General features: G+C 37.1%; 25 protein-coding genes. 16 read left to right on the forward strand and 9 right to left on the reverse strand.

What is annotated here, in order from left to right; all coding sequences use genetic code 11:
* Positions 1-152: 152 nt before the first annotated feature.
* Both LS684_RS05880 and LS684_RS05885 read right to left on the reverse strand, forming a co-directional pair.
* Positions 153-1,799 carry a CoA-disulfide reductase gene (locus LS684_RS05880; protein ID WP_233810685.1) on the reverse strand — a complete coding sequence of 549 codons (1,647 nt, stop codon included), beginning with the start codon at positions 1,797-1,799 and terminating at the stop codon, positions 153-155.
* Positions 1,800-1,941: 142 nt separating this feature from the next.
* Positions 1,942-2,433: a YajQ family cyclic di-GMP-binding protein gene (locus tag LS684_RS05885; RefSeq protein ID WP_233810686.1), complete on the reverse strand. Its 492-nt coding sequence runs from the start codon at positions 2,431-2,433 to the stop codon at positions 1,942-1,944.
* Between the two features lie 303 nt (positions 2,434-2,736).
* Between LS684_RS05885 and LS684_RS05890 the strand changes: the two genes are divergently transcribed.
* Complete coding sequence (locus LS684_RS05890) at positions 2,737-3,600, forward strand: CvfB family protein (protein ID WP_233810687.1); 864 nt, start codon at positions 2,737-2,739, stop codon at positions 3,598-3,600.
* Positions 3,601-3,648: 48 nt separating this feature from the next.
* On the opposite strand, the gene LS684_RS05895 is transcribed toward LS684_RS05890, so the two are convergent.
* Both LS684_RS05895 and LS684_RS05900 read right to left on the reverse strand, forming a co-directional pair.
* Entirely contained in the window at positions 3,649-3,780 is a 132-nt protein-coding gene (locus LS684_RS05895; RefSeq protein WP_233810688.1) for a DUF3941 domain-containing protein, read from the reverse strand.
* 66 nt (positions 3,781-3,846) lie between these two features.
* Entirely contained in the window at positions 3,847-4,707 is an 861-nt protein-coding gene (locus tag LS684_RS05900; RefSeq protein ID WP_233810689.1) for a DegV family protein, read from the reverse strand.
* Between the two features lie 128 nt (positions 4,708-4,835).
* Here LS684_RS05900 and LS684_RS05905 point away from each other — a divergent pair, with 128 nt between their 5' ends.
* Both LS684_RS05905 and LS684_RS05910 read left to right on the forward strand, forming a co-directional pair.
* Positions 4,836-5,666 carry a YitT family protein gene (locus tag LS684_RS05905; RefSeq protein WP_233810690.1) on the forward strand — a complete coding sequence of 277 codons (831 nt, stop codon included), beginning with the start codon at positions 4,836-4,838 and terminating at the stop codon, positions 5,664-5,666.
* A 26-nt stretch (positions 5,667-5,692) separates the two neighbouring features.
* Entirely contained in the window at positions 5,693-6,466 is a 774-nt protein-coding gene (locus tag LS684_RS05910; RefSeq protein WP_233810691.1) for a BsuPI-related putative proteinase inhibitor, read from the forward strand.
* A gap of 141 nt (positions 6,467-6,607) precedes the next feature.
* On the opposite strand, the gene LS684_RS05915 is transcribed toward LS684_RS05910, so the two are convergent.
* Positions 6,608-6,760, reverse strand: a complete 153-nt coding sequence (locus LS684_RS05915) for a hypothetical protein (protein WP_233810692.1) — start codon at positions 6,758-6,760, stop codon at positions 6,608-6,610.
* 118 nt (positions 6,761-6,878) lie between these two features.
* Positions 6,879-7,697 (reverse strand): Cof-type HAD-IIB family hydrolase, encoded by an 819-nt coding sequence (locus tag LS684_RS05920; protein ID WP_233810693.1) that lies wholly within the window; start codon positions 7,695-7,697, stop codon positions 6,879-6,881.
* A 239-nt stretch (positions 7,698-7,936) separates the two neighbouring features.
* Between LS684_RS05920 and LS684_RS05925 the strand changes: the two genes are divergently transcribed.
* The 4 genes from LS684_RS05925 (at position 7,937) to LS684_RS05940 (ending at position 11,122) form a co-directional block, all read left to right on the forward strand.
* Positions 7,937-8,722, forward strand: coding sequence for an alpha/beta fold hydrolase (locus LS684_RS05925; RefSeq protein WP_233810694.1), 786 nt, complete (start codon positions 7,937-7,939; stop codon positions 8,720-8,722).
* Between the two features lie 26 nt (positions 8,723-8,748).
* Positions 8,749-9,057: a metal-sulfur cluster assembly factor gene (locus tag LS684_RS05930; RefSeq protein WP_233810695.1), complete on the forward strand. Its 309-nt coding sequence runs from the start codon at positions 8,749-8,751 to the stop codon at positions 9,055-9,057.
* Positions 9,058-9,081: 24 nt separating this feature from the next.
* A complete protein-coding gene (locus LS684_RS05935; protein WP_233810696.1) occupies positions 9,082-9,420 on the forward strand; it encodes a DsrE family protein in 339 nt (112 codons plus the stop codon).
* 580 nt (positions 9,421-10,000) lie between these two features.
* Positions 10,001-11,122, forward strand: coding sequence for a TIGR04053 family radical SAM/SPASM domain-containing protein (locus LS684_RS05940; protein WP_233810697.1), 1,122 nt, complete (start codon positions 10,001-10,003; stop codon positions 11,120-11,122).
* Between the two features lie 50 nt (positions 11,123-11,172).
* On the opposite strand, the gene LS684_RS05945 is transcribed toward LS684_RS05940, so the two are convergent.
* Positions 11,173-11,859: a Crp/Fnr family transcriptional regulator gene (locus tag LS684_RS05945; protein WP_233811554.1), complete on the reverse strand. Its 687-nt coding sequence runs from the start codon at positions 11,857-11,859 to the stop codon at positions 11,173-11,175.
* 282 nt (positions 11,860-12,141) lie between these two features.
* Between LS684_RS05945 and LS684_RS05950 the strand changes: the two genes are divergently transcribed.
* Positions 12,142-13,446, forward strand: coding sequence for an MFS transporter (locus LS684_RS05950; protein WP_233810698.1), 1,305 nt, complete (start codon positions 12,142-12,144; stop codon positions 13,444-13,446).
* 250 nt (positions 13,447-13,696) lie between these two features.
* Positions 13,697-14,713 carry a GTP 3',8-cyclase MoaA gene (moaA, locus tag LS684_RS05955; RefSeq protein ID WP_233810699.1) on the forward strand — a complete coding sequence of 339 codons (1,017 nt, stop codon included), beginning with the start codon at positions 13,697-13,699 and terminating at the stop codon, positions 14,711-14,713.
* Between the two features lie 410 nt (positions 14,714-15,123).
* Here moaA and ric read toward each other — a convergent pair whose 3' ends face one another.
* Positions 15,124-15,828, reverse strand: a complete 705-nt coding sequence (gene ric / locus LS684_RS05960) for an iron-sulfur cluster repair di-iron protein (protein ID WP_233810700.1) — start codon at positions 15,826-15,828, stop codon at positions 15,124-15,126.
* A 224-nt stretch (positions 15,829-16,052) separates the two neighbouring features.
* On the opposite strand from ric, the gene LS684_RS05965 reads away from it, so the two are divergent.
* From LS684_RS05965 to LS684_RS05985, 5 genes are all read left to right on the forward strand, one after another.
* A complete protein-coding gene (locus LS684_RS05965; protein ID WP_233810701.1) occupies positions 16,053-17,021 on the forward strand; it encodes a methyl-accepting chemotaxis protein in 969 nt (322 codons plus the stop codon).
* Between the two features lie 125 nt (positions 17,022-17,146).
* Positions 17,147-18,412, forward strand: coding sequence for a molybdopterin molybdotransferase MoeA (locus LS684_RS05970; protein WP_233810702.1), 1,266 nt, complete (start codon positions 17,147-17,149; stop codon positions 18,410-18,412).
* Positions 18,406-18,921, forward strand: a complete 516-nt coding sequence (mobB, locus tag LS684_RS05975; RefSeq protein WP_233810703.1) for a molybdopterin-guanine dinucleotide biosynthesis protein B — start codon at positions 18,406-18,408, stop codon at positions 18,919-18,921. Before LS684_RS05970 ends, mobB begins: the two co-directional genes overlap by 7 nt.
* Before the next feature lie 140 nt (positions 18,922-19,061).
* Positions 19,062-19,490 carry a respiratory nitrate reductase subunit gamma gene (locus tag LS684_RS05980; protein ID WP_233810704.1) on the forward strand — a complete coding sequence of 143 codons (429 nt, stop codon included), beginning with the start codon at positions 19,062-19,064 and terminating at the stop codon, positions 19,488-19,490.
* A 430-nt stretch (positions 19,491-19,920) separates the two neighbouring features.
* Positions 19,921-20,643 carry a YwiC-like family protein gene (locus LS684_RS05985; RefSeq protein ID WP_233810705.1) on the forward strand — a complete coding sequence of 241 codons (723 nt, stop codon included), beginning with the start codon at positions 19,921-19,923 and terminating at the stop codon, positions 20,641-20,643.
* An 85-nt stretch (positions 20,644-20,728) separates the two neighbouring features.
* Here LS684_RS05985 and LS684_RS05990 read toward each other — a convergent pair whose 3' ends face one another.
* Positions 20,729-21,421, reverse strand: coding sequence for a Crp/Fnr family transcriptional regulator (locus tag LS684_RS05990; protein ID WP_233810706.1), 693 nt, complete (start codon positions 21,419-21,421; stop codon positions 20,729-20,731).
* 241 nt (positions 21,422-21,662) lie between these two features.
* On the opposite strand from LS684_RS05990, the gene argC reads away from it, so the two are divergent.
* Both argC and argJ read left to right on the forward strand, forming a co-directional pair.
* Positions 21,663-22,697, forward strand: coding sequence for an N-acetyl-gamma-glutamyl-phosphate reductase (argC, locus tag LS684_RS05995; RefSeq protein ID WP_233810707.1), 1,035 nt, complete (start codon positions 21,663-21,665; stop codon positions 22,695-22,697).
* A gap of 13 nt (positions 22,698-22,710) precedes the next feature.
* Positions 22,711-23,943, forward strand: coding sequence for a bifunctional ornithine acetyltransferase/N-acetylglutamate synthase (gene argJ / locus LS684_RS06000; RefSeq protein ID WP_432418798.1), 1,233 nt, complete (start codon positions 22,711-22,713; stop codon positions 23,941-23,943).
* The last annotated feature ends 8 nt before the right edge of the window (positions 23,944-23,951 follow it).

Genomic DNA, 23,951 nt, shown 5'->3' on the forward strand with positions numbered 1-23,951 from the left:
TTCCCTTATTAGTATGGAATAAAACAGGTGAATTAACTTACATTTATTATTTTGGATTTGCCCCATCTCCTGAAATTATCCGTGTGTTGATCCTGCTATTATTTTATTAATGAAGAAAACGACCTGCTAAATAGCAAGTCGTCTAAGGATGCTTATGACTTTTTAAAAGTGGAATATGTTTTATAGCCACCAGATAAATTTTTTACTTTAAAGCCGTTCTGCATTAAAATTCTTGACGCGAGATATCCTCGTAATCCAACCTGACAGGTGATGAGAATCGTATCGTCCTTCGGAAGTTCCTCTAATCGATCTCGAAGTTCATCTAGAGGAATATTATTAGAACCTTGGATACATCCACAATCATGTTCTACAGTTGTTCGAACATCGAGTAAATATCCTCCTCCTTGAACAAGCTCGTCAATTTCATGCCATTTCACTGTTTCAATCATGCCGTCGACAATGTTGGCCGCAACATATCCCAGCATGTTGACTGGGTCTTTTGCTGACGAAAATGGAGGGGCATATGCTAATTCAAGCTCCTGCAAATCATGAACAGTCAAACCTCCACGGATGGCAGTGGCGAGGACATCAATCCGCTTATCCACTCCATCTTTTCCAACTGCTTGCGCTCCAAAGATTTTCCCTGTCTCTTTGTCAAATACTAGCTTTAAAGCAATCGGTTCTGCACCAGGGTAATAACCAGCATGTGAAAGTGGATGAATATGAACAACTTCATAAGGAATATCTAAACGTGTTAGTGTCTTTTCGTTATTCCCAGTTGCTGCTACTGTTAAGTCAAAGACTTTAACAATAGATGTGCCAAGAGTTCCTGGATATTTGATCTTTCTTCCTACTATATGGTGTGCAACAATATGTGCTTGCCGGTTTGCTGGCCATGCTAGAGGAATCATAGTTGGGTAGCCAAGGACAAAGTCCTTAACTTCAATGGCATCTCCTAATGCATAAATAGATTCATCAGATGTTTGAAGATAATCATTGACGATGATTCCACCTCTTCCACCTAGCTCTAACTCTGCATCAGTTGCTAATTTATTCTCTGGTTTAACTCCGATAGCTAAAATGATTAAGTCTGAGTCAAGCATTTTTCCGCTCTCTAACACTACATTTCTGCCGCTTTCTGTAACCTCTTGAATGCCATCCTCTAGAACAAGATTAATTCCTTTATTTTCGAGCTTGTTATGAACTATTTCAGCCATTTCAGGATCAATAGGAGCCATTACTTGGTTTGATTTTTCAACGATTGAAACGGTTAAACCTGCTTCAACTAAGTTTTCAGCCATTTCAATTCCAATAAAACCTCCACCAATCACAACTGCGGTTTTGGGTTTTTGTTCACTTATAAAAGATTTAATCTTGTCCATGTCAGGAATGTTACGGAGTGTAAAGACATTTGGATTCTTTCCCCCTTTTATTGGTGGTACAAAAGGCTTGGCACCAGGAGAGAGAATGAGGATATCATATGACTCCTCGTATTCTTCTCCAGATTGCAAATTTTTCGCATTGATCTTCTTCTTATGACGATCAATTGAAAGTACCTCTGTGAAATTACGAATGTCTAGGTTGTAACGACTAGTCATTCCTTCCACTGTTTGAACTAGAAGCTTCGAACGGTCTTCAATCACATCACTGATGTGATAAGGAAGTCCGCAGTTTGCAAAGGAGATAAATTCTCCACGCTCAAACATAATAATTTCTGCTTGCTCGTCTAATCTTCTTAATTTCGTTGCAGTTGTTGCTCCGCCGGCCACTCCACCAACAATAATAATTTTTTTGCTCATCTATTTGTAGCCTCCTTTGTTAGAAAAAAATTATACCTATATAGGTATAATACATGAGTCATTCATTATATCCAAGGACGAAATGTGAAGTTTTTGCGACATAAAAATGCGAATGAGCATCATCCCATTCGCACTGTATTGATTAGCGATAATTAATAAATTGAACATCAATTGATAAGTCTGCATCTTTAATGGCAGCGATGATTTGTTGCAAATCATCACGATTCTTTCCTGTGACGCGTACTTGATCATCTTGCACTTGGCTTTTTACTTTTAACCCGCTATTTTTAATAAGCATATTAATTTTCTTAGCATTGTCCTTATCAATTCCTTGAATGAGCTTTCCACGCTGCCGGACTGTCCCACCAGAAGCTCCTTCAATTTTACCGTAATCGAGGTTTTTAATCGGAATTCCACGTTTGATCATTTTGCTAATTAAGACATCCTTTAATTGTTCTAGTTTGTATTCATCATCTGAAATAAGAACAAGCTCTTCCTTATCTAGTGAAACATCACTTTTGCTTCCTTTGAAATCATAGCGTGTTTTAATTTCCTTTAGTGCAAGATTAATAGCGTTTGTAACCTCTGAAAAATCTACCTTTGATACAACATCAAATGAACTATCCTTAGCCATATGTACCTCCTAATAATTTGATAAGTATTGGGTAAAAGAAATTTCCGTGTGGAATAATAAAAACCATTACGGAAAGGTTTCACTTTATGGCTACATTATAGTAAAATATAGCAGTTCAAACAACTTTATGGACAATTTCTTCGCAAAGGGTTAACTAAATTGTGATCAAGGTTCATACACGAGAAGGACTATAATGAATAGGAGTAACTCTGAGTAGAAAGTAAAGTATCCAAAAGACAATGAGTTCAATTTGTCTTAATGGCGTTTGTTATATAGATTTAGGAAAGAAAAAGGAGGATAAATATGTCATTACAAGAGCAGATTGGTGAAGTAGTTAACTTAACTGTATCTAGAGAAGCTTCGTTTGGCTACTTTTTAACGGACGGAACAGAAGATGTATTGTTACATACGAATGAAGCTGATCGAGAATACAGCGTGGATGAGAAGGTTCAGGTGTTTCTTTATACGGATAACCAAGGAAGGGTTGCCTCAACGACGACAATTCCAGTTGTATCCGTAGGAAAATACAATTGGGTAAAAGTTGTAGATATTAAGCCAGGAATTGGTGTTTTCCTGGATATAGGGATTAATAAACATCTATTACTTGGCGAAGAGGATTTGCCTACTCATAGATCAGTATGGCCACAAATCGGTGACTTACTATATATCACCATCCGCATTAACCGAAATCATCGATTGTATGCGAAGCTTGCAACAGACCCAATCATGGAAGAACTTTCGATTGAAGCTACAAGCAAGGACTATAACAAAAACATTCAAGGTCATATATATCGTACGGCTAAAGTAGGTAGCTGGATATTCACAGCTGAGGGCTACAAAGGCTTTATTCATGAATCCCAAAGATTAGAGGAGCCTCGTTTAGGGGAGAAGATTGAGGGAAGGATCGTTGATGTGAAAGTAGATGGAACGGTCAATGTATCATTGCTCCCTAGAAAGCAAGAAGCCTTAGATGAAGATTCAGAGGGAGTCTATCAATACCTCTTATCTCGAAATGGAGCTATGCCGTATGGGGACAAAAGCATGCCAGAAGATATTTTAGAGCGTTTTCAATTGAGCAAAGGTGCATTTAAGCGTGCTCTAGGTAAGCTAATGAAAGAAGGGAAGATTTACCAAGAAGAAGGCTGGACATATGTGAAAAAAGACTGAAGAAAGAGCAAGCGTCATTTGAACGCTTGCTCTTAGCCTTTTTTATCTTTATAGATGATCAGTATTTTTCGAATATTGATTTTTGCCAGCTTGGCGATTTTTTTCTTTCATCATGTTTTTTTCATGACGAAGTGCATTTTTGTCCTTGGCTTTTTTATCATTATCAGAAGTATGTGGCATAGAAATACTCCTTTCCAAAATAGGTTCATTTATAGTGTCTGTATAAATCGAAAGGAGTATGTAACTTTAAGAAGGCAATTTATTTAAGAAAAAGATGGAAATTGTACCTGGTCCAGTATGTGAGCCTATTGCTGAACCAATCGTATTCATATAAAAGCCCTTTGGGTGGAATTCAGCTTGGATCATCTCTTTGATTTCATTAGCTGTTGTAAGGTCATCTGCATGACTAATCCCAATTAATTGAGTATCAAGAGAGACTCCGCGTTCCTTCATTATTTCAATCATTCGTCTAAGAAGCTTCTTTTTACCGCGGATTTTTTCAATCGGAATCAACTTTCCATCTTCAACATTCAATAGGGGCTTGATGTTTAGCAAACCACCAAGAAATGCAGAGGCTCTAGATACTCGACCGCCTTTTGCTAAATAATCTAAATCTTCTACGGAGAATAAATGCTCCATATGCTGACAGTGGAAGATGATTTTATCTTCTAATTCGCCTTTTGATAATGATTCCTTAGCAAGTCGTGTAGCTTCAAGGACAACTAAGCCATAGCCAACGGAAGCACATTTTGAATCAATAATGGTTAAGTCTAGCTGTGGAAACTCTTCTTGCACTTGCTCCTTAATCATTACAGCAGTTTGATATGTACCTGATAGTTCTGAGGAAAAGGCAATATAAATACCTGATTCATTATTTTCCGCCATACGGGTAAAGATTTCTTTAAAGGTATGGGGAGAAACTTGAGAGGTTTTTGGAGTTTTTCCGTTGCGAATTTCGTTATACACTTCAATAGGTTGGATGGTTACGAGATCTTCAAACTCCTCACCATCAATTTCCACTTTTAGTGGTAATAGTGTGACATCATTTTCCTTGTAAAAGCTTAATGGCAAATCACACGCGCTGTCAGCTAAAATCTTTACTGACATATAGTTCACCTGCTTTCGGCATTCTTTGTTTATAAGTTTAGCTTGAAAAAATTTAAAATACAATTATTTGTGTTCAAAAACATCGTTTTAGGGTATAGAAATAATAATAGGTTTGAGGAGGACTCTTCATGATTTGGCTTGAAACGAAAAAACTCATTGTCGTAGCTATAGGGGCATTATTAAATGCAATGGCTATGAATTTCTTCTTAATCCCTGCAAATGTCTATGCAAGCGGATTCGCAGGTGTAGCTCAGCTATTATCTGGGATTTTTGGATCGTTTGCATCAACAGGGATTCTCTTATTTATCTTAAATATCCCTGTGACCATTTTAGGATGGAAAAAAGTAGGGAAATCATTTACGCTATATAGTTTTATTAGTGTGTTTCTTATGTCTCTATTTCTGGAGATTATTCCCATTATTCAATTGTCTGAAGATATTTTACTGAATGCAGTGTTTGGTGGAGTTATTGCAGCAGTTGGTGTAGGGATTACCTTAAAATGGGGGGCATCTACAGGCGGGATGGACATTGTTGCTATGGTATTATCCCGAATGAAGGATCGCCCTGTAGGTACATATTTCTTTACGTTAAATGGGATTATTATTGTGACAGCAGGGTTTTTATATGGATGGGAAAAAGCGCTCTACACGCTCGTAACCTTATATGCATCAACTCGTGTGATTGATGCCATTCATACAAGGCATGAAAAACTGACGGCAATGATTGTAACAAAAAAATCGGATGAAATGAAAAAAGCTGTGCATGCTAAGCTTGTTCGAGGTATCACCACAGTTCCTGCAAAGGGTGCTTTTACGAATGAGGATAAAGAAATGATGATCATCGTAATTACCCGTTACGAGCTTTATGATTTAATGCAGGTTGTCAATGAAGTAGATCCAAATGCTTTTACCAATATCGTTCAAACAACGGGGATTATCGGCTTTTTCCGTAAAGATTAATTATAATTCTTAATGGAGGGACGTAAATGAAACGATTAGTAGTGGCCATTCTTTTATTATGCTTATTGTATCCTTTAGTTGGATTAGCACAAGAAGGAGGGCAAGCCTCTACAATTGATTATTCTTTTTATGTAATTCCAACAGCAGGACCAGAGCATGCGGAATTTGAACTCGTTTTAAAAAATGAAGAAGCTTTTCCTATTACTTTTCAATTCCCTTCTTCTCAGCTCTATGAAATTGAAGTGAAAAATGATAAAGACCAAGTGATCTATCGTTACTCAGAACGGCTTTCGTTTACACAAACAGTTGAAAAGATCACATTAAAACCTAATGAGAAACGCACTTGGATAGAAAAATGGAATCTATCTTATGAGGACGAAAGGGTAAAACCTGAGGAATTTCGAGTAACCACTTATTTAATGGCGAATTTAGTAAATGGGAAGCGGGTGGATTCCGAAGAAAAATCGGAATCAACTTTATTAGTACCTGCTGAAAATCCGGTTTTCAAGCAAATCAAAGTTTCAGGAGAAAAAGGGATCTATGCTGTAACGGGTAAATCCCGTCCAATCGACGGTGAATTTTTCTATACAGTTGAAGACGGGCACAATGAATTCATTCAAGAAACTTCTGTTAAAACACAAAAGTCATTTCCATCCTGGAGCCCATTTACGATAGAAGTATCTATACCGAGGGATGAATTACCAACAAATGGTACACTTATTTTGAACTTATATGAGAGAAGCCAACAAGACGGAAAAATCATTCACACATATCCCCTTGTACTTGAAAAATTTTATTAAAATGTGTTTGTGGATTGATATTAGCTAGAAAGTAATCCTTGAAAATCTATATAACATCAAAAAGGATGGAGATCATGCTCTCCATCCTTTTGCTTGCACTTGAAGCTGGCATCCAAGGTGCTAGCGTACCTCAACTGCTCTTTATATTCCACCAAGAGAAGATTCATTCACATTTTTTAGCTTTTGCGCTTCCGCTTCAGAATAAGTCATGTGATAGGGAATACGTTCATCATGTTTAGATACACTATTTGCACTCTTTTGTACAAAGCGTTTTGATTTATTACGTTTACCCATTCCGAATCCCTCCAGTTTGTTAAGAGCTGTGATGAGTCCTAGTTGCTGACTCATTAAATAATATGCCCATAACAGAGACATAATAATAAAGGGAACGAGTGGGCTTGCTTGCATAATTTTATAGTGCTTTTAAATTTAAGTAATCATTTAAATAAACGCCAATGCCGTCTTCTTCATTTGTAAGGGTCACTTCATTTGCGATATTTTTCACCGCATCTATTCCATTGGCCATTGCAATTCCTTTTCCAGCGAACTCCAACATCTCCAAGTCATTATCTTCATCCCCAAATGCAATGATTCTGTTTTGAGGAATATTTAAGTTATCCGAAATTCTTTTTAAACCAACCGCTTTATTCAAGCCAGTTTTTACAATTTCTATTACATGCCATGGAGCAGCCCAGCTTCGATGGTCAATTACTTCAGCGTGTACAGCAGATAAATGATCACGGATTTCTTTCACATGGTGCTCATCAGCATGGATTAACATACTTGTTGGAGAGTCTTTTAGAAATTGTCGTAGGTCACCTGTCGTGTATGAAGGACTACCTAAACTAAAGATATCCATTAACTTTTCATCGTGATAATGGAAATAAAGATCATCTATTACTTCCGCAATAATATTGTGAAATTGAAATGTATTGCAAGCATCTACAATTTCCTTAGCCACTTTAATGTCTAAAGGAGTATGAAATCTGCCCCAAGCATCATCTTTAGGATGATGAACGAAAGCGCCATTAAAGTTAACAATCGGCGTATTTAATCCTAACTCATGATAGTACATTTCACTTGATCGATAGGGTCTACCGGTTGCTATCATCACAATGTGACCTTCTTCTTTAGCTTTATTAAGTACCAATTTTGTTTGATTTGAAATGGTTTTATCATCCTTTAATAACGTACCGTCTAAGTCTAGTGCGATTAAATGTTTTTCTTTCATGGGAGTCTCCTTTTTCATTTTTTACAAAATAAGTGTAATGCTTTGAGAAAATCACTGTCTACATGATACACTAAATCTAAAGAATTTTTTTACAATCAATGAAAGTTGGTAGATGGTGTTTATCGATGTAACAGACGTTTACCAAATTTACCTTATAAACACTATGGTAACAATTTATTAATTCAATTGTAAAAACATATACTATTAGTTTAACAAAAATCTGTATTGGAGGTTTGAATTTGGTTGTAGTTGAGAATAAACGGATCCAACAAATCCCAATGGTACATATTGTAAAACAAGAATATTTTTCAGAAAAACTGCCAGTGGTTTTCTTTATTCACGGCTTTACAAGTGCGAAGGAGCACAATCTCCATTATGCATATTATTTAGCTGAAAAAGGATTCCGTGTGGTTTTACCAGAAGCTTTGTATCACGGAGAAAGAACTATCGGGCTTAACGAACATCAACTAAGTGTACGATTCTGGGAAATTGTATTAACGACTATTGACGAGTTGCATACTATTAAAGAATACTTTGAAGCAGAGCAATTGATTGATCCTAAGCGCATTGGTTTAGCTGGAACCTCGATGGGAGGTATTGTAACTCTAGGTGCATTAACAAAGTATGACTGGATTCAATCAGCTGTAAGCTTAATGGGAATGCCTTATTATGAAAAGTTTGCATTAGCACAATTAGCGGATCTAGAGAAACAAGGAGGAATGCTGTCTATTTCGGAAGAAGAGTTAGCACAGCTTTTGTCAACGCTTCGAGGGCTAGACCTTAGCATTCAGCCAGAAAAACTAGATCAAAGACCACTTTTATTCTGGCATGGAAAGAAAGATACCGTTGTTCCCTTCTCCTATACATATGAGTTTTATCACAAAATAAAACCAATATACAGAGGGGCTCCAGAGAGACTTTGCTTTATTAGTGACGAGCATGCTGGACATAAGGTTAGTCGAGAAGGTGTGGAGAAAACAGTGGAATGGTTTGAACGCTATTTAATGCAACTAGCAGTAAAATAAGTATAAATTTAAAGGAGTGTAGAAATATGGATCAAGAATTAAAAGATAGTTTAATGGGAGCATTAGAGCTTGTTGTCGATCCTGAGTTAGGTGTAGATATTGTCAATTTAGGTCTTGTATATAACGTAGATGTAAATGAAGAAGGAATTGCAACTGTTGAGATGACATTGACTTCCATGGGATGCCCACTTGCAGGAACAATTGTAGAGCAAGTTAAATCCGCTTTAGTAGATATTCCAGAAGTGAAGGAAACAGAAGTGAACATAGTTTGGAATCCACCATGGAATAAAGATAGGATGTCTCGCTATGCAAAAATTGCACTTGGAATTCGCTAAGCACTTTTTTAGGGGGAGAGACCTTTGAAAAATAAATTAATACTAGTGAGCTCTGACCAGCTAGGAAAAGGAGATAAAGAGCTAGGTGAGGGAGTGCTAGAAACGTTTTTTACGCTATTAAAGCAAAGAGAAGAGCTACCTTCCGCTATATTTTGTATGAATAGAGGAGTCTACACCCTAACGGAAGAGTCGTTTGTTTCTGTCCATATAAAGGAATTAGAAGGCAAAGGTGTCAATGTTTTCGCCTGTAAAACATGTGTTGACTATTATGATGTAGAAGGTAAAATAATTACCGGCAAAATAAGTGGCATGGGTCACTTTATCGAGCTTGCAGAGAAATATGAAGTACTTACCATTTCATAATGAATGCTGAATTCTATTGATTGAGCTTCGGATTATTCAAGAGGCTGGGACATAGCTAAATGACTCCTTCTCAAAGACGATCAATGACTTTATTCAAATAGTTAGGTTGTAAAAACAAGTTCGTTCCACCTGCGCTGCAGACACTCGCATTCCGCGGGGAGGAAGCTGATCCTCCTCGCTGCGCTTTGGTGTCTCAGTCTTTCCTCTTTTACCCTTAGTAGTCGAGTGTCTTCCGCTCCACTCCACCATTTTTTAAAAATTTGTTTTCCAAACAAACAAGAATACCTGAACTAGTAAAAGGAGATAACTCTTGATCGTTCGGATATACCATTGAATGAAATACTTATGTCTCAGCCTTTTTGTTGTTTAAGAGAAGATAAATTTCATCAATTCTGAACTGTCTTATGCCTTCCCTAGCTTGAACAAGGTGCCCTGAGCTTTTGTTCTGATTATTACATTAGAAGATATAGAGAAAAGCTCATTTTTCTATTGAAAAATTATAATATGTGAGATACTTCACTTACTTTCATCTCTGTTTCAACTATAATCATCCTCATAGAAGCAGTAGGGAGGGGCATAAATGGTATTTAATCGAGATTTTCAAAAAGACCCTTTTATCGTGATTTGGGAATTGACTAGGGCGTGTCAGTTAAAATGCTTGCATTGCCGGGCTGAAGCTCAATATAAGACAGACCCTCGAGAGTTAACGTTCGAAGAGGGAAAAGACTTAATTGATCAAATTTATGAAATGGACAATCCCATGCTTGTGTTTACAGGTGGAGACCCATTAATGCGCAAAGATGTGTTTGATATTGCAGAATATGCAGTTAAGAAGGGTGTAAGAGTTTCGATGACACCAAGCGCCACACCAAATGTCACGAAAGAAGCAATTGAAAAGGCAAAGGAAGTTGGCTTATCTCGCTGGGCATTTAGCTTAGATGGACCGAATGCAGATATTCATGATCATTTTCGCGGCACTTCAGGTTCCTTCGACTTAACGATTGAACGAATAAAATACCTCCACGAGCTTGAGATTCCTGTTCAAATAAATACAGTGATTTCTCGTTACAATTATGATTACTTAGAAGAAATGGCGAAGCTAATAGAGAGTCTTAAGTGCGTCTTATGGAGTGTATTTTTCTTAGTACCAACTGGCAGAGGACAAGAGAAGGATATGATCACACCTGCTGAACATGAAAAGGTATTCACATGGCTCTATCAACTAAGTAGAAAAGTTCCGTTTGATATTAAGACTACAGCAGCTCAACATTATCGAAGGGTTGTCATTCAGCAGAAATTGAGAGAAGCAAAGGCTCAGCCTGATGAAATTCAATATTTAGATGCACTAACTCAACAAGGCAGGACAGGATCAATTGATGGGTTAGGAAGGGCTCCTAAAGGAGTAAATGATGGAAATGGATTTGTGTTTATCTCACATATTGGCGACGTTTATCCTAGTGGTTTATTGCCGATTAAGGCAGGAAATGTCAGAGAGCAATCATTAGCTACTATTTATCGCGAATCTCCAATCTTTAAGAATTTAAGAGATCCAGACCAATACAAAGGAAAATGCGGTAAATGTGAATTCCGATATGTATGTGGAGGTTCACGCTCACGTGCATTTGCCATGACAGGTGACTATTTAGAAAGTGAGCCATTTTGTGTGTATATTCCCAAGGCATTAAGGCAGAAACAAGCATAAGAATGAGACCATTAGCGAATAGAAGCTAATGGTCTCATTCTTTCCTACATTTATTCGATACTACAATATACAGCAGGGCAATTCTCGCATCCAATTTCATCCTTTAAAAATTGCAGGTCATGAATAACAATTTTACCTTTGTTAATTGAAAGAATACGATCTTTTTTTAGATCGTTTAATATCCGATTCGCACTCTCTCTTGAGGTACCACAGAAATTGGCAAGCTCTTGATTGGTTAGCGGTAGATCGATTAAGATGCCGTCTTGAACTTCAACTCCATAACTATTGGTCATGCGGATGAGAGTGGAAAATAATGCACCTTTCTTCCCATTTAAGACTAGATCACGGAATTTGGTTTGTGTTTTTCGAAAATGATCACTCATCCATTTCATAAACTCAAAAGCTAAGCTGCTATTTTGAAAGATCTCTTTCTCTATCACATCTTTCTTAATGGCTATGATTTCAGCACGATCAATCACTTTTGCACTTAATAGGTATTTAGGCTTTTCGGTAAAGAGCGTTAATTCTCCGCAAATATCATTTTCTCCACAAATGCGAAGGGAGAGTTCTCTTCCATCTGTCGTCATTTTACTAATTTGTACTTTTCCAGAAAGAATGATATAAAGCTCAACGGCCTCCATTCCTTCTTGAAATAGAAAGGAACCTTTTTCAACTTGAAAGGTTCGATCAGCAAACCTGAGCAATTCTTTAATTTGTATCGAATGTGTTGCTTTCATTTTTTCAACCACAAAGCATCACCCTTTAATCATTATTAATTTTCGCTACTAAATAGTACGTCTATTTGTAGCATGAATTATAGAGAAAAGAGTGTCAATAAGGTTTCCAATAGTTTAACAATATGTTCATGTTTGAATGGTGGTTCAAGTTTTGTTTGTGAATACTTTTTGAACTTATAAAGGGATGTGAAGAACTTCACATCTTGAAATCCTCCTTTTCTTTACGATAAATGCAAATAGCATGCTTATTTTCAAATAACACAGGTTGGAGGTTTGATGAAGATGGCTAGAATCACGAATTGGAATCCTGAAGATTCTCATTACTGGGAGGCAGAAGGGAAAAAACACGCAAAGAGAAATTTATGGATATCTGTTTTTGCCTTAATGCTTGCCTTTATTGTGTGGCAAATTTGGTCGGTAACAGCTGTACGATTAAATGATGTAGGCTTTGAATTTACAGCAAGTGAATTATTTACACTTGCTGCATTACCAGGACTTGTAGGTGCAACCTTTCGAATCTTCTTTACATTTATGCCGGGAATCGTTGGAGGGAGAAATTGGACAGTTATTAGTACTGGAGCGCTTCTAATCCCTGCAATTGGAATTGGAATTGCAGTTCAAAATCCAGAAACATCCTTCTTTACAATGGCATTATTAGCCGCATTATGTGGAATTGGAGGAGGAAATTTCTCCTCATCGATGGCAAATATAAGCCCATTCTTTCCAAAAAAAGAAAAGGGGACAGCGAACGGTATAAATGCAGGGTTAGGAAATATCGGAGTCAGTATTGTTCAATTTGTAACACCAATCATCATTAGTGTGCCTTGGCTAGGGATGCTAACAGGAGGAGCCAAAAAACTACCAGACGGATCAGAGATTTTTATTCAAAATGCAGCTTTTGTTTGGGTCATTCCAATTGTAATTGTCACGATTATCTCGTTTTTTGGAATGGATAATCTTCCTGGCACAAAGCAATCCTTTAAGGAGCAGTCAGCCATGTTTAAGGAGAAGCATACTTGGGTTATGAGCTGGCTCTATACGATGTGTTTCGGTTCTTTTATTGGATATGCGGCAGCATTTCCGTTATTAATCAAGTCAGAGTTTCCAGAAGCTGGAGCAGCTGGACTTGCCTTTTTAGGACCTCTAGTAGGTGCTGCATTCCGTCCGGTTGGTGGGTGGATTTCTGATAAAGTTGGAAGCGGTGCAAAGGTCACTTTGATTGATATACTGTTAATGATTGCTGCAACCATCGGGGTTATTTATTTCTTAAACATCCATCATTTCACTGGATTTCTCTCAATGTTTATCCTATTATTTTTTGCAACAGGTATTGCCAATGGTTCAACATTCCGTATGATTCCGTATATTTTTGAAGGAGGAAAAGCCAAGTTAGCAGCTCCAGTATTAGGGTTCACGGCAGCGATTGCAGCTTATGGGGCATTCTTGATTCCAAAGCTCTTTGGTTGGTCCATCAATACTACAGGGTCTGCCAATTTAGCATTGTACTTATTCTTAGGTTATTACGCCATTAGCTTAGTTATCTGTTGGTATTATTATGGCAGAAAAAATGCTGAAGTGAAGTGTTAGTAAAAAAACGCCAAGTGGGTTTTTCTTGAGAAGGCTATAGACAAACTCGAAGTCTATTGAGTTTACCTATAGCCTTTTCAATCTTGACAACATCATGACAAATAGTGCTATTTTTAACTATAGGTAATAGTTTTATGTTGTAATAAGAATAAGAAAGCAAATGGATGAATAGTGTGAGATTGTTAACATCTTTTTCTTCATAGTATTGTTACGATGAGATTATGCACTCTTATAGTTGGGGTTGACGCTAATGACGAAACAAATCATAAAAGACCAATTAAATAGACCATTAAGAGATTTACGGATATCGGTGATTGATCGATGTAACTTTCGATGTAAATATTGTATGCCTGCAGATATTTTCGGACCTGATTTTCAATTTCTTCCGAAAAGTGAACTATTATCCTATGAAGAAATAGAAAGAGTTGGGCGAATCTTTGTAGGACTAGGAGTAGAAAAGATTCGTTTAACAGGTGGAGAGCCTCTGATGAGAAAGGATCTTCCAGTGCTTGTTAACATGCTATCAAATATCGAAGGTTTAGAGGATATTGGATTAACAACGAATGGTGTTCTTCTACCTAAGCATGCAAAAGCTCTCAAGGAGGCAGGTCTAAAAAGAGTAAACATCAGCTTAGATAGCCTAAATGATGAGCTATTTGGTGATATTAATGGTAGAGGTGTAGGTGTTCAGCCGATTGTTGAAGGGATAAAAGCTGCTCAATCAGCAGGACTAGGTGTCAAAATAAATATGGTTGTGAAAAAAGGTTTAAACGATACTGAAATCGTTTCAATGGCTAAGTTTTGTAAAGATAATGAATTACAATTAAGGTTTATAGAATTTATGGATGTTGGCAGTACAAACGGCTGGAAAATGGATGATGTAGTGACGAAGAAAGAAATTTATGAGTTGTTAAAGGAGCATTATCTCCTAGAGCCTGTAGATCCTGATTATTTTGGCGAAGTGGCGAAGCGGTATCGCTATGAGGGCACTGATGTGGATGTTGGTTTTATCCCTTCCGTTTCAGAATCATTCTGTTCTAGCTGTACACGCATGCGCTTATCGGCCAATGGACAATTATATACATGCTTGTTTAATGGTAATGGTCATGATCTTCGAGATTATATGAGAAGTGGCGTATCAAATGAAGAAATTAAACAGCATATTATGCAAATATGGAATGGCCGGAAAGATCGTTATTCCGATGAAAGGTCGGAAGAAACCGCAAAAAACCGAAAAAAAATTGAAATGTCTTATATTGGTGGATAAATAATAAGCGGGCGGACTGTAGACGAACTCTAATCAATGGAGTTCGTCTACAGTTGTTTTTGTTTTAGGTTATTCTTAAAAGACTGCTGATATAAACCAGGTAAGAATACCTTCTTCATTCGAATTCGGACAGTTGGGAGCGGAAGGATGCGAAACACATGCGGGATTAGCTGGAGAGTTGAGACCCTGAAAGCACTTTAGTCCCTGTAGAGGTTCACCGCTCGCCCTTCGGAAAGCAAAGCATCTTATAATGGAAATCACCCCTTCAAACGCCACTCCCATCAAAAATATCACAAAAGGCAGTGAGAGGGATTCTCACTGCCTTTGTCGTGAATCTGCTATCATAAATGTAAAGTTTCTGCTCGTTTTTAGTTGAGAAATAAGAATAAAAAGTGTTTATTTAATTTGATTTAATCTTCAAAATAACGCGGGAACAGAATGTTGTTTTCTAAATGAATATGCATGAATGTATGTTGTTCAAGATTCTCTAATCTTTTAAAAACTAGTCGATAAGTTCCACAAGCATCTAGTGGTGGCTCAAAGTCTGTAGTAATCTCACGTAGCTCCTTCAAAATACTTCCAGCATGATCATGCTCTTTTTCAAGCTCTTTAATTCCCTTCATCATGTTATTGCGTTCTTCAACTTGTACATCATCAAGCTGTTTAAGCAATGGGAATACATCACTTTCTTCTTTAAATGTATGCTCTAGTAGCTCTTCCTTCAATTCGTAAAATAGATCGTGAATTCGAACGAGCTCAGGTCTCCTCTCTCCGTGAACTCGTGCTACCTTCGTTACATAAGGACTGAGATTTTTTAATTCTTCTTCTAACGGACGATGATAATGATCTATTATATGCTCGATAATTTCATTAGAAGATGAGTTGGTCCAAACCTCTAAATCATCCTTTTGATTTTGGGATTGTGAATATACTTCCTGCAGTTCTTCCATTAAGCTAGCAAGGTTAACTCCTTTTTCAGCGGCAGCGCTTTTTAAAGGGGTATTACCTCCGCAACAAAAATCAATACGATGGCGTTTAAAAACATCACTCGTTTTTGGTGCTTCGTTTACTATATCTTTGACGTAAGTGATTTCAGAGAATGGCATCGTGTTCATAGGATGTGGATCCTCCTTCAAATGGATTGGTTTACACTATAAGAATAATAAATTTCCAACAGAATGTTGGTGATGCGTATCACACTTACATCGAATTTTTACCTTACGGAGAGTTAACATTCATTTATTAAAGGGAAATCACTGCATTGGTATATGTGATTTATCTCATAACTGTAAAAAATATATGTTGATATATTTAGGGAAAAAGGTTGAGGTGTATATAGATGTTTATTAGACAAAACACTTATATGAAAATATTAGAAGAAAGAGATCAATTAATAGAAGAAAATTTGAGGTTAAGAGAATCTTTGAATAATAAAGAAATTGAACAAGTGAGTTTCGTCAATCGCTTTCAAGAAGAACTCATAATGGCGATTGAACAGCATGAAACTGTAAATGGACAGCATCATATACTGGGAGACTTAGTTACAACTATTAAAAAACACGTAGAAAAAACGAGGATGGAAATAACAGCTTCTTCAGAAAGTGCTAACCACATGAATCAGAAAGGAGAAGAGCTAATATCATTAGCGAATAATATGGCTATTCAAGGGGAAGAAGGTCAATCGATAGTGAAGAGGATGGGAGAACTAATAAGTAACCTTGGAGTAGAAATGAAGCAGAATATGAAACTGGTTAAATCGGTAAGAACACAATCCAATCAAATCGATGAGATTGTCCAAATCATAAAGGGAATAGCTGAACAAACAAATTTACTGGCGTTAAATGCCTCAATAGAAGCAGCAAGAGCTGGAGAACATGGAAAGGGGTTTTCGATCGTTGCTTCAAAAGTAAGGGATTTGGCAGAGGAAACTGCCTCCAGTATAGAAGGGATAACCAAATTAACAAAGGGATTCCAACGGGACATTGATACTACAGTTAGAAGTACCGAAGTATGCTCTTCAATCGTACAAACAGGAATGGAATTAGGGAAGCAAACGGTCGAGAAGATAGATGTAATTGATCAAGTGATTCGCAAAGTGCGAATTCAGGTTGATGACGTTCGTGAGCTTATTTATTTCCAAAATCAAAGCTGCTTTCAAGCGCTAGATGAGATGAAGCAAACGGAAGAGATTTTTGAAAAAACGAAGCGTTTGATCAATGAACATATTCAAGCAGCTGCAGTAGTGGATGATAAACTAGAAAGCGGTATTGCTAAGCTAAAAGAAAAAGGAGTTTCTATGTCAATTTAGAGCTGTGATGTTTGTCATGTTGGGTCGCTTTTTGTACAGTTATAATAATAGGAGAAATAATTTTGACTCAAGTTCTAAAAAGAGTCTAAAAAAAATAAGCCCGCATGTACATAGGAGCTGATGAAATGGTAGAGAGAAGAAAGCCCATTCCGATTGGAGAGGCTGTTCAACGAGTTATGCAATATTCAATCACAGGCGAGATAGAAAAGGTAACGATACAGGAAAGCTATAGTCGCTTTCTATCTGAGGATTTAATGGCTACAAGTGATGTTCCTCATTTTGATCGTGCTCCATATGATGGATTTGCTGTACGATCAATGGATACAAACGAGGCAAGTCAGCAAAATCCTGTTACGTTTGAAGTCATTGATCATATTGGTGCAGGGCATGTAACCGATAAGACAATTAATGAACGCCAAGCAGTTCGCATAATGACAGGAGCACAAATGCCTGCAGGAAGCGATTGTGTGGTTATGCTTGAATTGACAAAAGAAGAAGAGCATAACGGTAAAAAATATATGACAATAAAGAGAAGGTACAATAAAGGGGATAATGTATCATACCGTGGTGAAGATGCTAAAGAAGGAGAAGTCCTGGTTAAAAAAGGAACAAAGGTTAATCCAGGTATTCAAGCAATGCTAGCGACTTTTGGATATGCTGAGGTATCAGTTGCTAAAAAGCCAAGAGTTGGTCTTTTCGCTACAGGCACAGAACTTCTAGATGTTCACGATTCACTAGTACCTGGAAAAATCCGCAATAGCAATTCATATATGATTGCTGCTCAAATTGAACGAGTAGGTGCTGACGTTCACTATTTTGGTAAACTTCCTGATGATTTTGATACATGCTTTGAAGCAGTTAACAAAGCAATTTCGGAAGTAGATATGCTGATCACAACGGGTGGAGTTTCAGTAGGTGACTTTGACTATTTACCAGCAATTTATGAAAAATTAGGAGCAGAGGTATTATTTAATAAGGTGGCGATGCGGCCTGGAAGTGTCACAACCGTTGCACAATTAGAAGGAAAGCTTTTATTTGGACTTTCTGGAAATCCATCCGCTTGTTATGTGGGATTTGAATTATTCTCAAGGCCAGTTATTCGAAAAATGCTTTTTTCAGAAAACCCTCACTTGCGTAAAGAGAAAGCTATCTTACAGGTTGATTTCAAAAAAGCGAATCCGTTTACTAGATTTGTACGGAGTATCCTATCTGTATCAAATGGGAAGCTAGTAGTCTCACCTAGCGGATTAGATAAATCGAATATTGTGATGAGCTTAGCAGGAGCGAATTCTCTTATGCTTTTACCAGGTGGGACACGGGGCTTCGAAGCAGGAACGGAGGTAGAGGTTCTAATACTGGAGGATGATGTTGGAAGTGAATGGCCATGGTAAAACCAATCATATTTCAACTTGTTGGGTATCAAAATAGCGGCAAGACAACCCTTTTAAAAAGAATGGTTGATATTTGTACAACAGATGGTAAAAAAGTTGTGACGATAAAACATCATGGTCACGGTGGCAAGCCTACTGTATTCGAAGAAAAAGACTCGAGCCAGCACATGCAATCAGGTGCGATGGCTTCTTTAGTAGAGGGAGACGGAAGGGTGTTAATTCAGGCTGAATTAGACGCTTGGCCCCTTGAACAGCAAATTGCTTGGCTTTCATATTTAAAGCCAGATGTTATTTTTATTGAAGGGCATAAAATGGCTTCTTATTCAAAGGCTGTATTGCTCCGAAGTATTGATGATTATGCTAGTCTGTCACAATTATCTGAGATAAGAGCATATATCACATTAGACCGCAACCTTTTAGGGGTTCTAAAAGAAAAAGCGAATGTTCCAATTTTTTATCGTGGCGATCCTGACTTTCTTAATTGGGTTAGAGATTATATGACTAATTAGGTGTTTGTTCAAAAAAGATTTAAAAAATGTTAATAAAATTGTCAAATTCGTAACTTTTGTCACTGCTATTCCTTGAGGGTGCTGGTAGGATGGCATTAAGGGGAAATGATGTTTGTTTAAATATAGGTGGTGTCAATTGAATGGAAATGCTCCATATCATATTATGGATGATTTATCCTTACACAGTTATTGCCATTTTGGGGATGGGACTTGTATGGCAATATGACTTAACAAGATGGCAGGACGATCAATTACCAGATTCTATAGGAAGTCGGATGCTTAAGAAGACTGCTGGAGGATTATTAATTCTCAGCTTTTTATCAGGAATAGCTGTAATTTTCTTTTATAGCATGGCGAATGAACCTGTGGATCTATTTTATTGGGTAGTTAGCTTGATACAGTTAAAACCTAATATGGAAGTGATTGAGAGCATTTCTATTCTATCACGTATTCACTTAATTCTATTGTTGACCTTTATCCTAGTTGTGTCATTAACAAAGTATGTTTACTATATATTTAAACCACACCGATATATAAAGAAGCGACTAGCTCAGCGAAATTTCCAGTAAACCGCCTTTGGCGGTTTTTTTGTTGCTTAAGAAAGTAGAAAATTGACACTTGTTGATAAGTAGGTCGGCATCCCGCTCCATCACTTAACACTTAAGGGGTCGTAAGTCAATTTAAAATGGATGGCAAAGACCTTCTATTCTAAACTGTTTTATGCTTGCCTTAGCCTCGCAAAGGCGCACTAAGCTATTGTTCCATTGTTTTTTACGTGGAAGGTGGTAATTCGCTCATAATATCTAATTTTTATCCCGGTTGAAAAGTGTTCGCTCAAGATATATAAGGTATCATTCAACCTAGGTATTTCATGTATGAGATTGACCTGAATCAATTTTACCTTCTCTTATATTTCATATGTTAACTTGTGATATGCTTCACTTACTTCTGAAGGCATTTTCTATATAGTGAAACTAGGATGATGAGGGAGTGATAACATTGAAATTATTTTTACCAAAGCAGCATGGGGCATGGGCAATGCTGATCATACCATTTTGGTTAGGGGCGGTTGCAAGTACGATCATATGGCAGCATATTCCGTTCTTTTTGGGATGGTTATTATTGTATTTAGCGACATACCCGATGCTGCTTTTATTTAAAAAGAAAAAAATCCCTTTTTATACAAAATGGACATTGATCTATTTGTTGCCGGCTCTCATACTATTACTTATCCCTTTATGGACAAGGCCAGGAATAGCATATTTTGGGTTTGCAATGGTTCCATTTTTTCTTTTAAATTCCTATTTTTCGAGTCGAAATAGAGATCGGGCATTATTGAATGATATGAGTGCCGTTGTCGTATTTAGCATCGCTGGTTTAGCTAGTAGCTTTTTGGGTGGTGGAGAGGTTTCAAAACAAGCATGGATGGTATTTATCACATCTATCATTTTCTTTATGGGAAGTACCTTCTATGTAAAAACGATGATTCGCGAAAAGAAAAGCACTACTTACAAATGGGTTTCTTGGGGATACCATCTAGCCGCTGTTTGTAGTTTTCTGTTCGCAGGTGAATGGCTCATCGCATTTGCATTCCTTCCTAGTTTAGGTCGGGCGATTTACTTTTATGGAAAAAATTATTCTGTAAAGAAAGTTGGCATATTAGAAATCGTAAATGCCGTATTATTTTTTATCATAATATTTTTTTGGATTGTACAGAAGTAAGGAAATAGATCAAATGAATGTTATGAACACAAAAAAAGTCGATTTCTTTGCAATCGACTTTTTTCTGTATAACGAACGTTCGTCTTTATTCAATATTACAAATTTCAATTGGACAATTCTCACAATCTATCTCTTGTTTTAAATGTTCTAGATCATGAATCGTAATAATCCCTTTATCAATTGATACGATGTCGTTCTTTCGTAGTTCGCTTAGTAAGCGATTGACCACTTCGCGTGAAGTGCCACAAAAATTAGCCAATTCTTGGTTTGTTAGAGGTAAATGGATGACCATTCCTTCCTCAGTTTCTTTGCCGAAGCTATTAGATAATCGTATTAATGTAGAATATAGCGCACCTTTTTTTCCATGGAGTACTAGATCACGAAATTTCGTTTGGGTTTTTCGATGCTGAAGGCTTAGCCATCGCATGAATTCCAAAGCCAATGTACTATTTTGTTCAAGCTTTTCCTCGAGCTCATTCTTTAGTATGACGGATACTTCTCCATTTTCAACCACTTTTGCATTCAACATAAACTTCGGGGTGGGGCAAAAAAGAGAAAGCTCTCCAATCAAATCTCCTGCCTTACACATACGAAGAGTAAGTTCACGGCCATCTGGAATGATTTTGCTTATATAAATGATACCACTATTAACAAGATAAAGCTCATTAGCACTCATTCCTTCTTGAAAAAGAAATGTTCCTTTTTCTACTTTTCGAGTGTGGTGAACGGTTTGAATTAACTCTTTTAACTCCGATGAAATTTCTGTAAATGACTGCATTTTCTAACCACCTTTTTGAGGCGAAATAATCGCTACTACTGATTTAAAATGAAAATCGGTATACAGTCAACCTCAGACTTATTTACTATCATTATATTGTAAACGAAATAAAAGATAAACAAAAACAAGGAAAAATATGTTGATTTAATATAAAAGTATTCTTATAATAGGAGGAACTAAAAGTTATAAATATAAAATTACTTGTTTATTTATGCATAATAAAGCGAAGGGAAGTTGATAAATGAAGGTATCTATAATTGGTGCATCAGGCTATAGTGGGGTTGAACTCATAAGACTAATAAACCAGCACAATGAATTTTCATTGCAATCAATACATACTTCTCGAGAAGAAACCCTAATCAGTCAGGTGTATCCTCATTTATTTCAGATCATTCATTCAAATTTGGAGAGAATCGAACCAAACCTCATCTCAGAACAAGCAGATCTAATATTTTTAGCTACTCCCTCAGGAGTATCGAAACATTTAGCCCAAGAGTTTTCGACTTATCACGTTCCAATTATTGATTTATCTGGAGATTTACGATTAAAAAACGATAAGGAATATGAACAATGGTATAAAAAACCTCCTGCAAAAAAAGAACTAATAGCTGAAGCTGTTTATGGTTTACCAGAATGGAATAAACAACAGATTCAATCAGCTAAATGGATTGCGAATCCAGGCTGTTATCCTACGGCTAGCCTTCTTGGATTAGCCCCAGTAGTAAAACACGGATTAATTGATCCTGGAAGTATTATTATTGATGCAAAATCTGGAGTATCAGGTGCTGGAAGAAAAGCAGCAATTGAAACTAGCTATTCGGAAATGAATGAAAATTTTAGAATATATAAAGTGAATGAACATCAGCATATTCCGGAAATTGAACAACAACTTCAAGAATGGAACCAATCCATATCAACTATCACCTTTAACACCCATTTATTGCCCATCACTCGAGGAATCATGACAACGATCTACGTACAGCTCAAGGAAGAATACCCTACCGAGCAGATTATAGAATTATATCAACAAATGTATAAGCAGCAACCATTTATCCGGATTAAGCCGATGGGTGTTTTTCCTAGCATTAAGGAAGTACGTGCTTCGAATTTTTGTGATATCGGACTTAGTGTAGATAGGAGAACTGGAAGATTGGTTATTGTTTCTGTCATAGACAATTTAATGAAGGGTGCAGCAGGTCAAGCGGTTCAAAATGCAAATTTACTCTTTGGTATACAAGAATCAGAAGGGCTTCATTCGATCCCGGTTTACCCATAAGGAGGGAATATAGTTGAATGTAATGAAAGTAGCATCTGCTGTTAAAGAAATAGTAAATGGAGATATCTTAAGTCCAAAAGGGTTCAAAGCAGCAGGAATACATGCGGGGTTACGATACTCTAAGAAAGACCTTGGAATTATTATCAGTGATGTACCTGCAAATAGTGCTGCTGTTTTTACAACGAATCAATTTCAAGCAGCTCCTCTTAAAGTTACACAAGAGAGTTTGAAGGAAGGTGGAGTATTACAAGCAGTTGTAGTAAACAGTGCTTGTGCGAATGCCTGTACAGGAGAACGAGGGATGAAGGATGCATATGAAATGAGGCGTCAGACAGCAGCTGCTTTTAATCTTATCGAACATCAGGTGGCTGTCGCTTCAACTGGAGTAATTGGTGAATATTTACCGATGGAAAAAGTGAAAAAAGGAATATTAAGTCTAACTCCTGAACGTACGGAGAACCAAGCAGAAGCATTCCAAACCGCCATCTTAACGACAGACACTGTTATGAAGAAATGCAGCTATTCGGTTGAGATTGAAGGGGGAAAAGTTGTTATGGGAGGAGCGGCAAAGGGGTCTGGTATGATCCATCCTTCTATGGCAACCATGCTAGCTTTTATTACAACAGATGTTAATATTACCTCTTCCGCATTACACTTGGCTCTTAAACAAGCAACTGAACATACATTTAACCAAATTACTGTAGATGGAGATACATCTACAAATGATATGGTACTTGTCATGGCAAATGGGAAAGCCAATCAAACTAGCCTGACTGAGGATCATCCAGATTGGATGAATTTTATAGAACTATTAACATGTACATGTGAGAACTTAGCAAAGCAAATCGCAAGGGATGGAGAAGGGGCAACTAAATTAGTAGAAGTTTGCGTAAAAGGTGCCAAGACAAATGAAGATGCTAGGGTGATAGCAAAACAAATTATTGGTTCTAATCTCGTCAAAACCGCTATCTATGGTTCAGATGCAAACTGGGGGAGAATCATCGGTGCCATTGGCCAGAGTGATGTGAAAATTAGTACTCAATCAGTTGATATATCAATTGGGACTATCCAGATGCTAAAGAAGAGTGAGCCTCTCCATTTTTCAGAAGAAGAAGCAAGAGCCTATTTATTACAGGATACAATCGAAATAATTGTTGATTTACATGAAGGAGAAGGGATAGGAAGAGCTTGGGGCTGCGACCTCTCATATGATTATGTCAAGATAAATGCAAGCTATCGAACATAAGGGGGAAT

The sequence above is a fragment of the Cytobacillus spongiae genome (assembly GCF_021390075.1).

Bases quoted from the DNA above. Each gene is read 5' to 3' on its own strand.
- LS684_RS05880 (WP_233810685.1), bottom strand. From the start codon at position 1,799: ATGAGCAAAAAAATTATTATTGTTGGTGGAGTGGCCGGCGGAGCAACA.
- LS684_RS05885 (WP_233810686.1), bottom strand. From the start codon at position 2,433: ATGGCTAAGGATAGTTCATTTGATGTTGTATCAAAGGTAGATTTTTCA.
- LS684_RS05890 (WP_233810687.1), top strand. From the start codon at position 2,737: ATGTCATTACAAGAGCAGATTGGTGAAGTAGTTAACTTAACTGTATCT.
- LS684_RS05895 (WP_233810688.1), bottom strand. From the start codon at position 3,780: ATGCCACATACTTCTGATAATGATAAAAAAGCCAAGGACAAAAATGCA.
- LS684_RS05900 (WP_233810689.1), bottom strand. From the start codon at position 4,707: ATGTCAGTAAAGATTTTAGCTGACAGCGCGTGTGATTTGCCATTAAGC.
- LS684_RS05905 (WP_233810690.1), top strand. From the start codon at position 4,836: ATGATTTGGCTTGAAACGAAAAAACTCATTGTCGTAGCTATAGGGGCA.
- LS684_RS05910 (WP_233810691.1), top strand. From the start codon at position 5,693: ATGAAACGATTAGTAGTGGCCATTCTTTTATTATGCTTATTGTATCCT.
- LS684_RS05915 (WP_233810692.1), bottom strand. From the start codon at position 6,760: ATGGGTAAACGTAATAAATCAAAACGCTTTGTACAAAAGAGTGCAAAT.
- LS684_RS05920 (WP_233810693.1), bottom strand. From the start codon at position 7,697: ATGAAAGAAAAACATTTAATCGCACTAGACTTAGACGGTACGTTATTA.
- LS684_RS05930 (WP_233810695.1), top strand. From the start codon at position 8,749: ATGGATCAAGAATTAAAAGATAGTTTAATGGGAGCATTAGAGCTTGTT.
- LS684_RS05940 (WP_233810697.1), top strand. From the start codon at position 10,001: ATGGTATTTAATCGAGATTTTCAAAAAGACCCTTTTATCGTGATTTGG.
- LS684_RS05945 (WP_233811554.1), bottom strand. From the start codon at position 11,859: ATGAAAGCAACACATTCGATACAAATTAAAGAATTGCTCAGGTTTGCT.
- LS684_RS05950 (WP_233810698.1), top strand. From the start codon at position 12,142: ATGGCTAGAATCACGAATTGGAATCCTGAAGATTCTCATTACTGGGAG.
- moaA (WP_233810699.1), top strand. From the start codon at position 13,697: ATGACGAAACAAATCATAAAAGACCAATTAAATAGACCATTAAGAGAT.
- ric (WP_233810700.1), bottom strand. From the start codon at position 15,828: ATGAACACGATGCCATTCTCTGAAATCACTTACGTCAAAGATATAGTA.
- LS684_RS05965 (WP_233810701.1), top strand. From the start codon at position 16,053: ATGTTTATTAGACAAAACACTTATATGAAAATATTAGAAGAAAGAGAT.
- LS684_RS05970 (WP_233810702.1), top strand. From the start codon at position 17,147: ATGGTAGAGAGAAGAAAGCCCATTCCGATTGGAGAGGCTGTTCAACGA.
- mobB (WP_233810703.1), top strand. From the start codon at position 18,406: ATGGTAAAACCAATCATATTTCAACTTGTTGGGTATCAAAATAGCGGC.
- LS684_RS05980 (WP_233810704.1), top strand. From the start codon at position 19,062: ATGGAAATGCTCCATATCATATTATGGATGATTTATCCTTACACAGTT.
- LS684_RS05990 (WP_233810706.1), bottom strand. From the start codon at position 21,421: ATGCAGTCATTTACAGAAATTTCATCGGAGTTAAAAGAGTTAATTCAA.
- argC (WP_233810707.1), top strand. From the start codon at position 21,663: ATGAAGGTATCTATAATTGGTGCATCAGGCTATAGTGGGGTTGAACTC.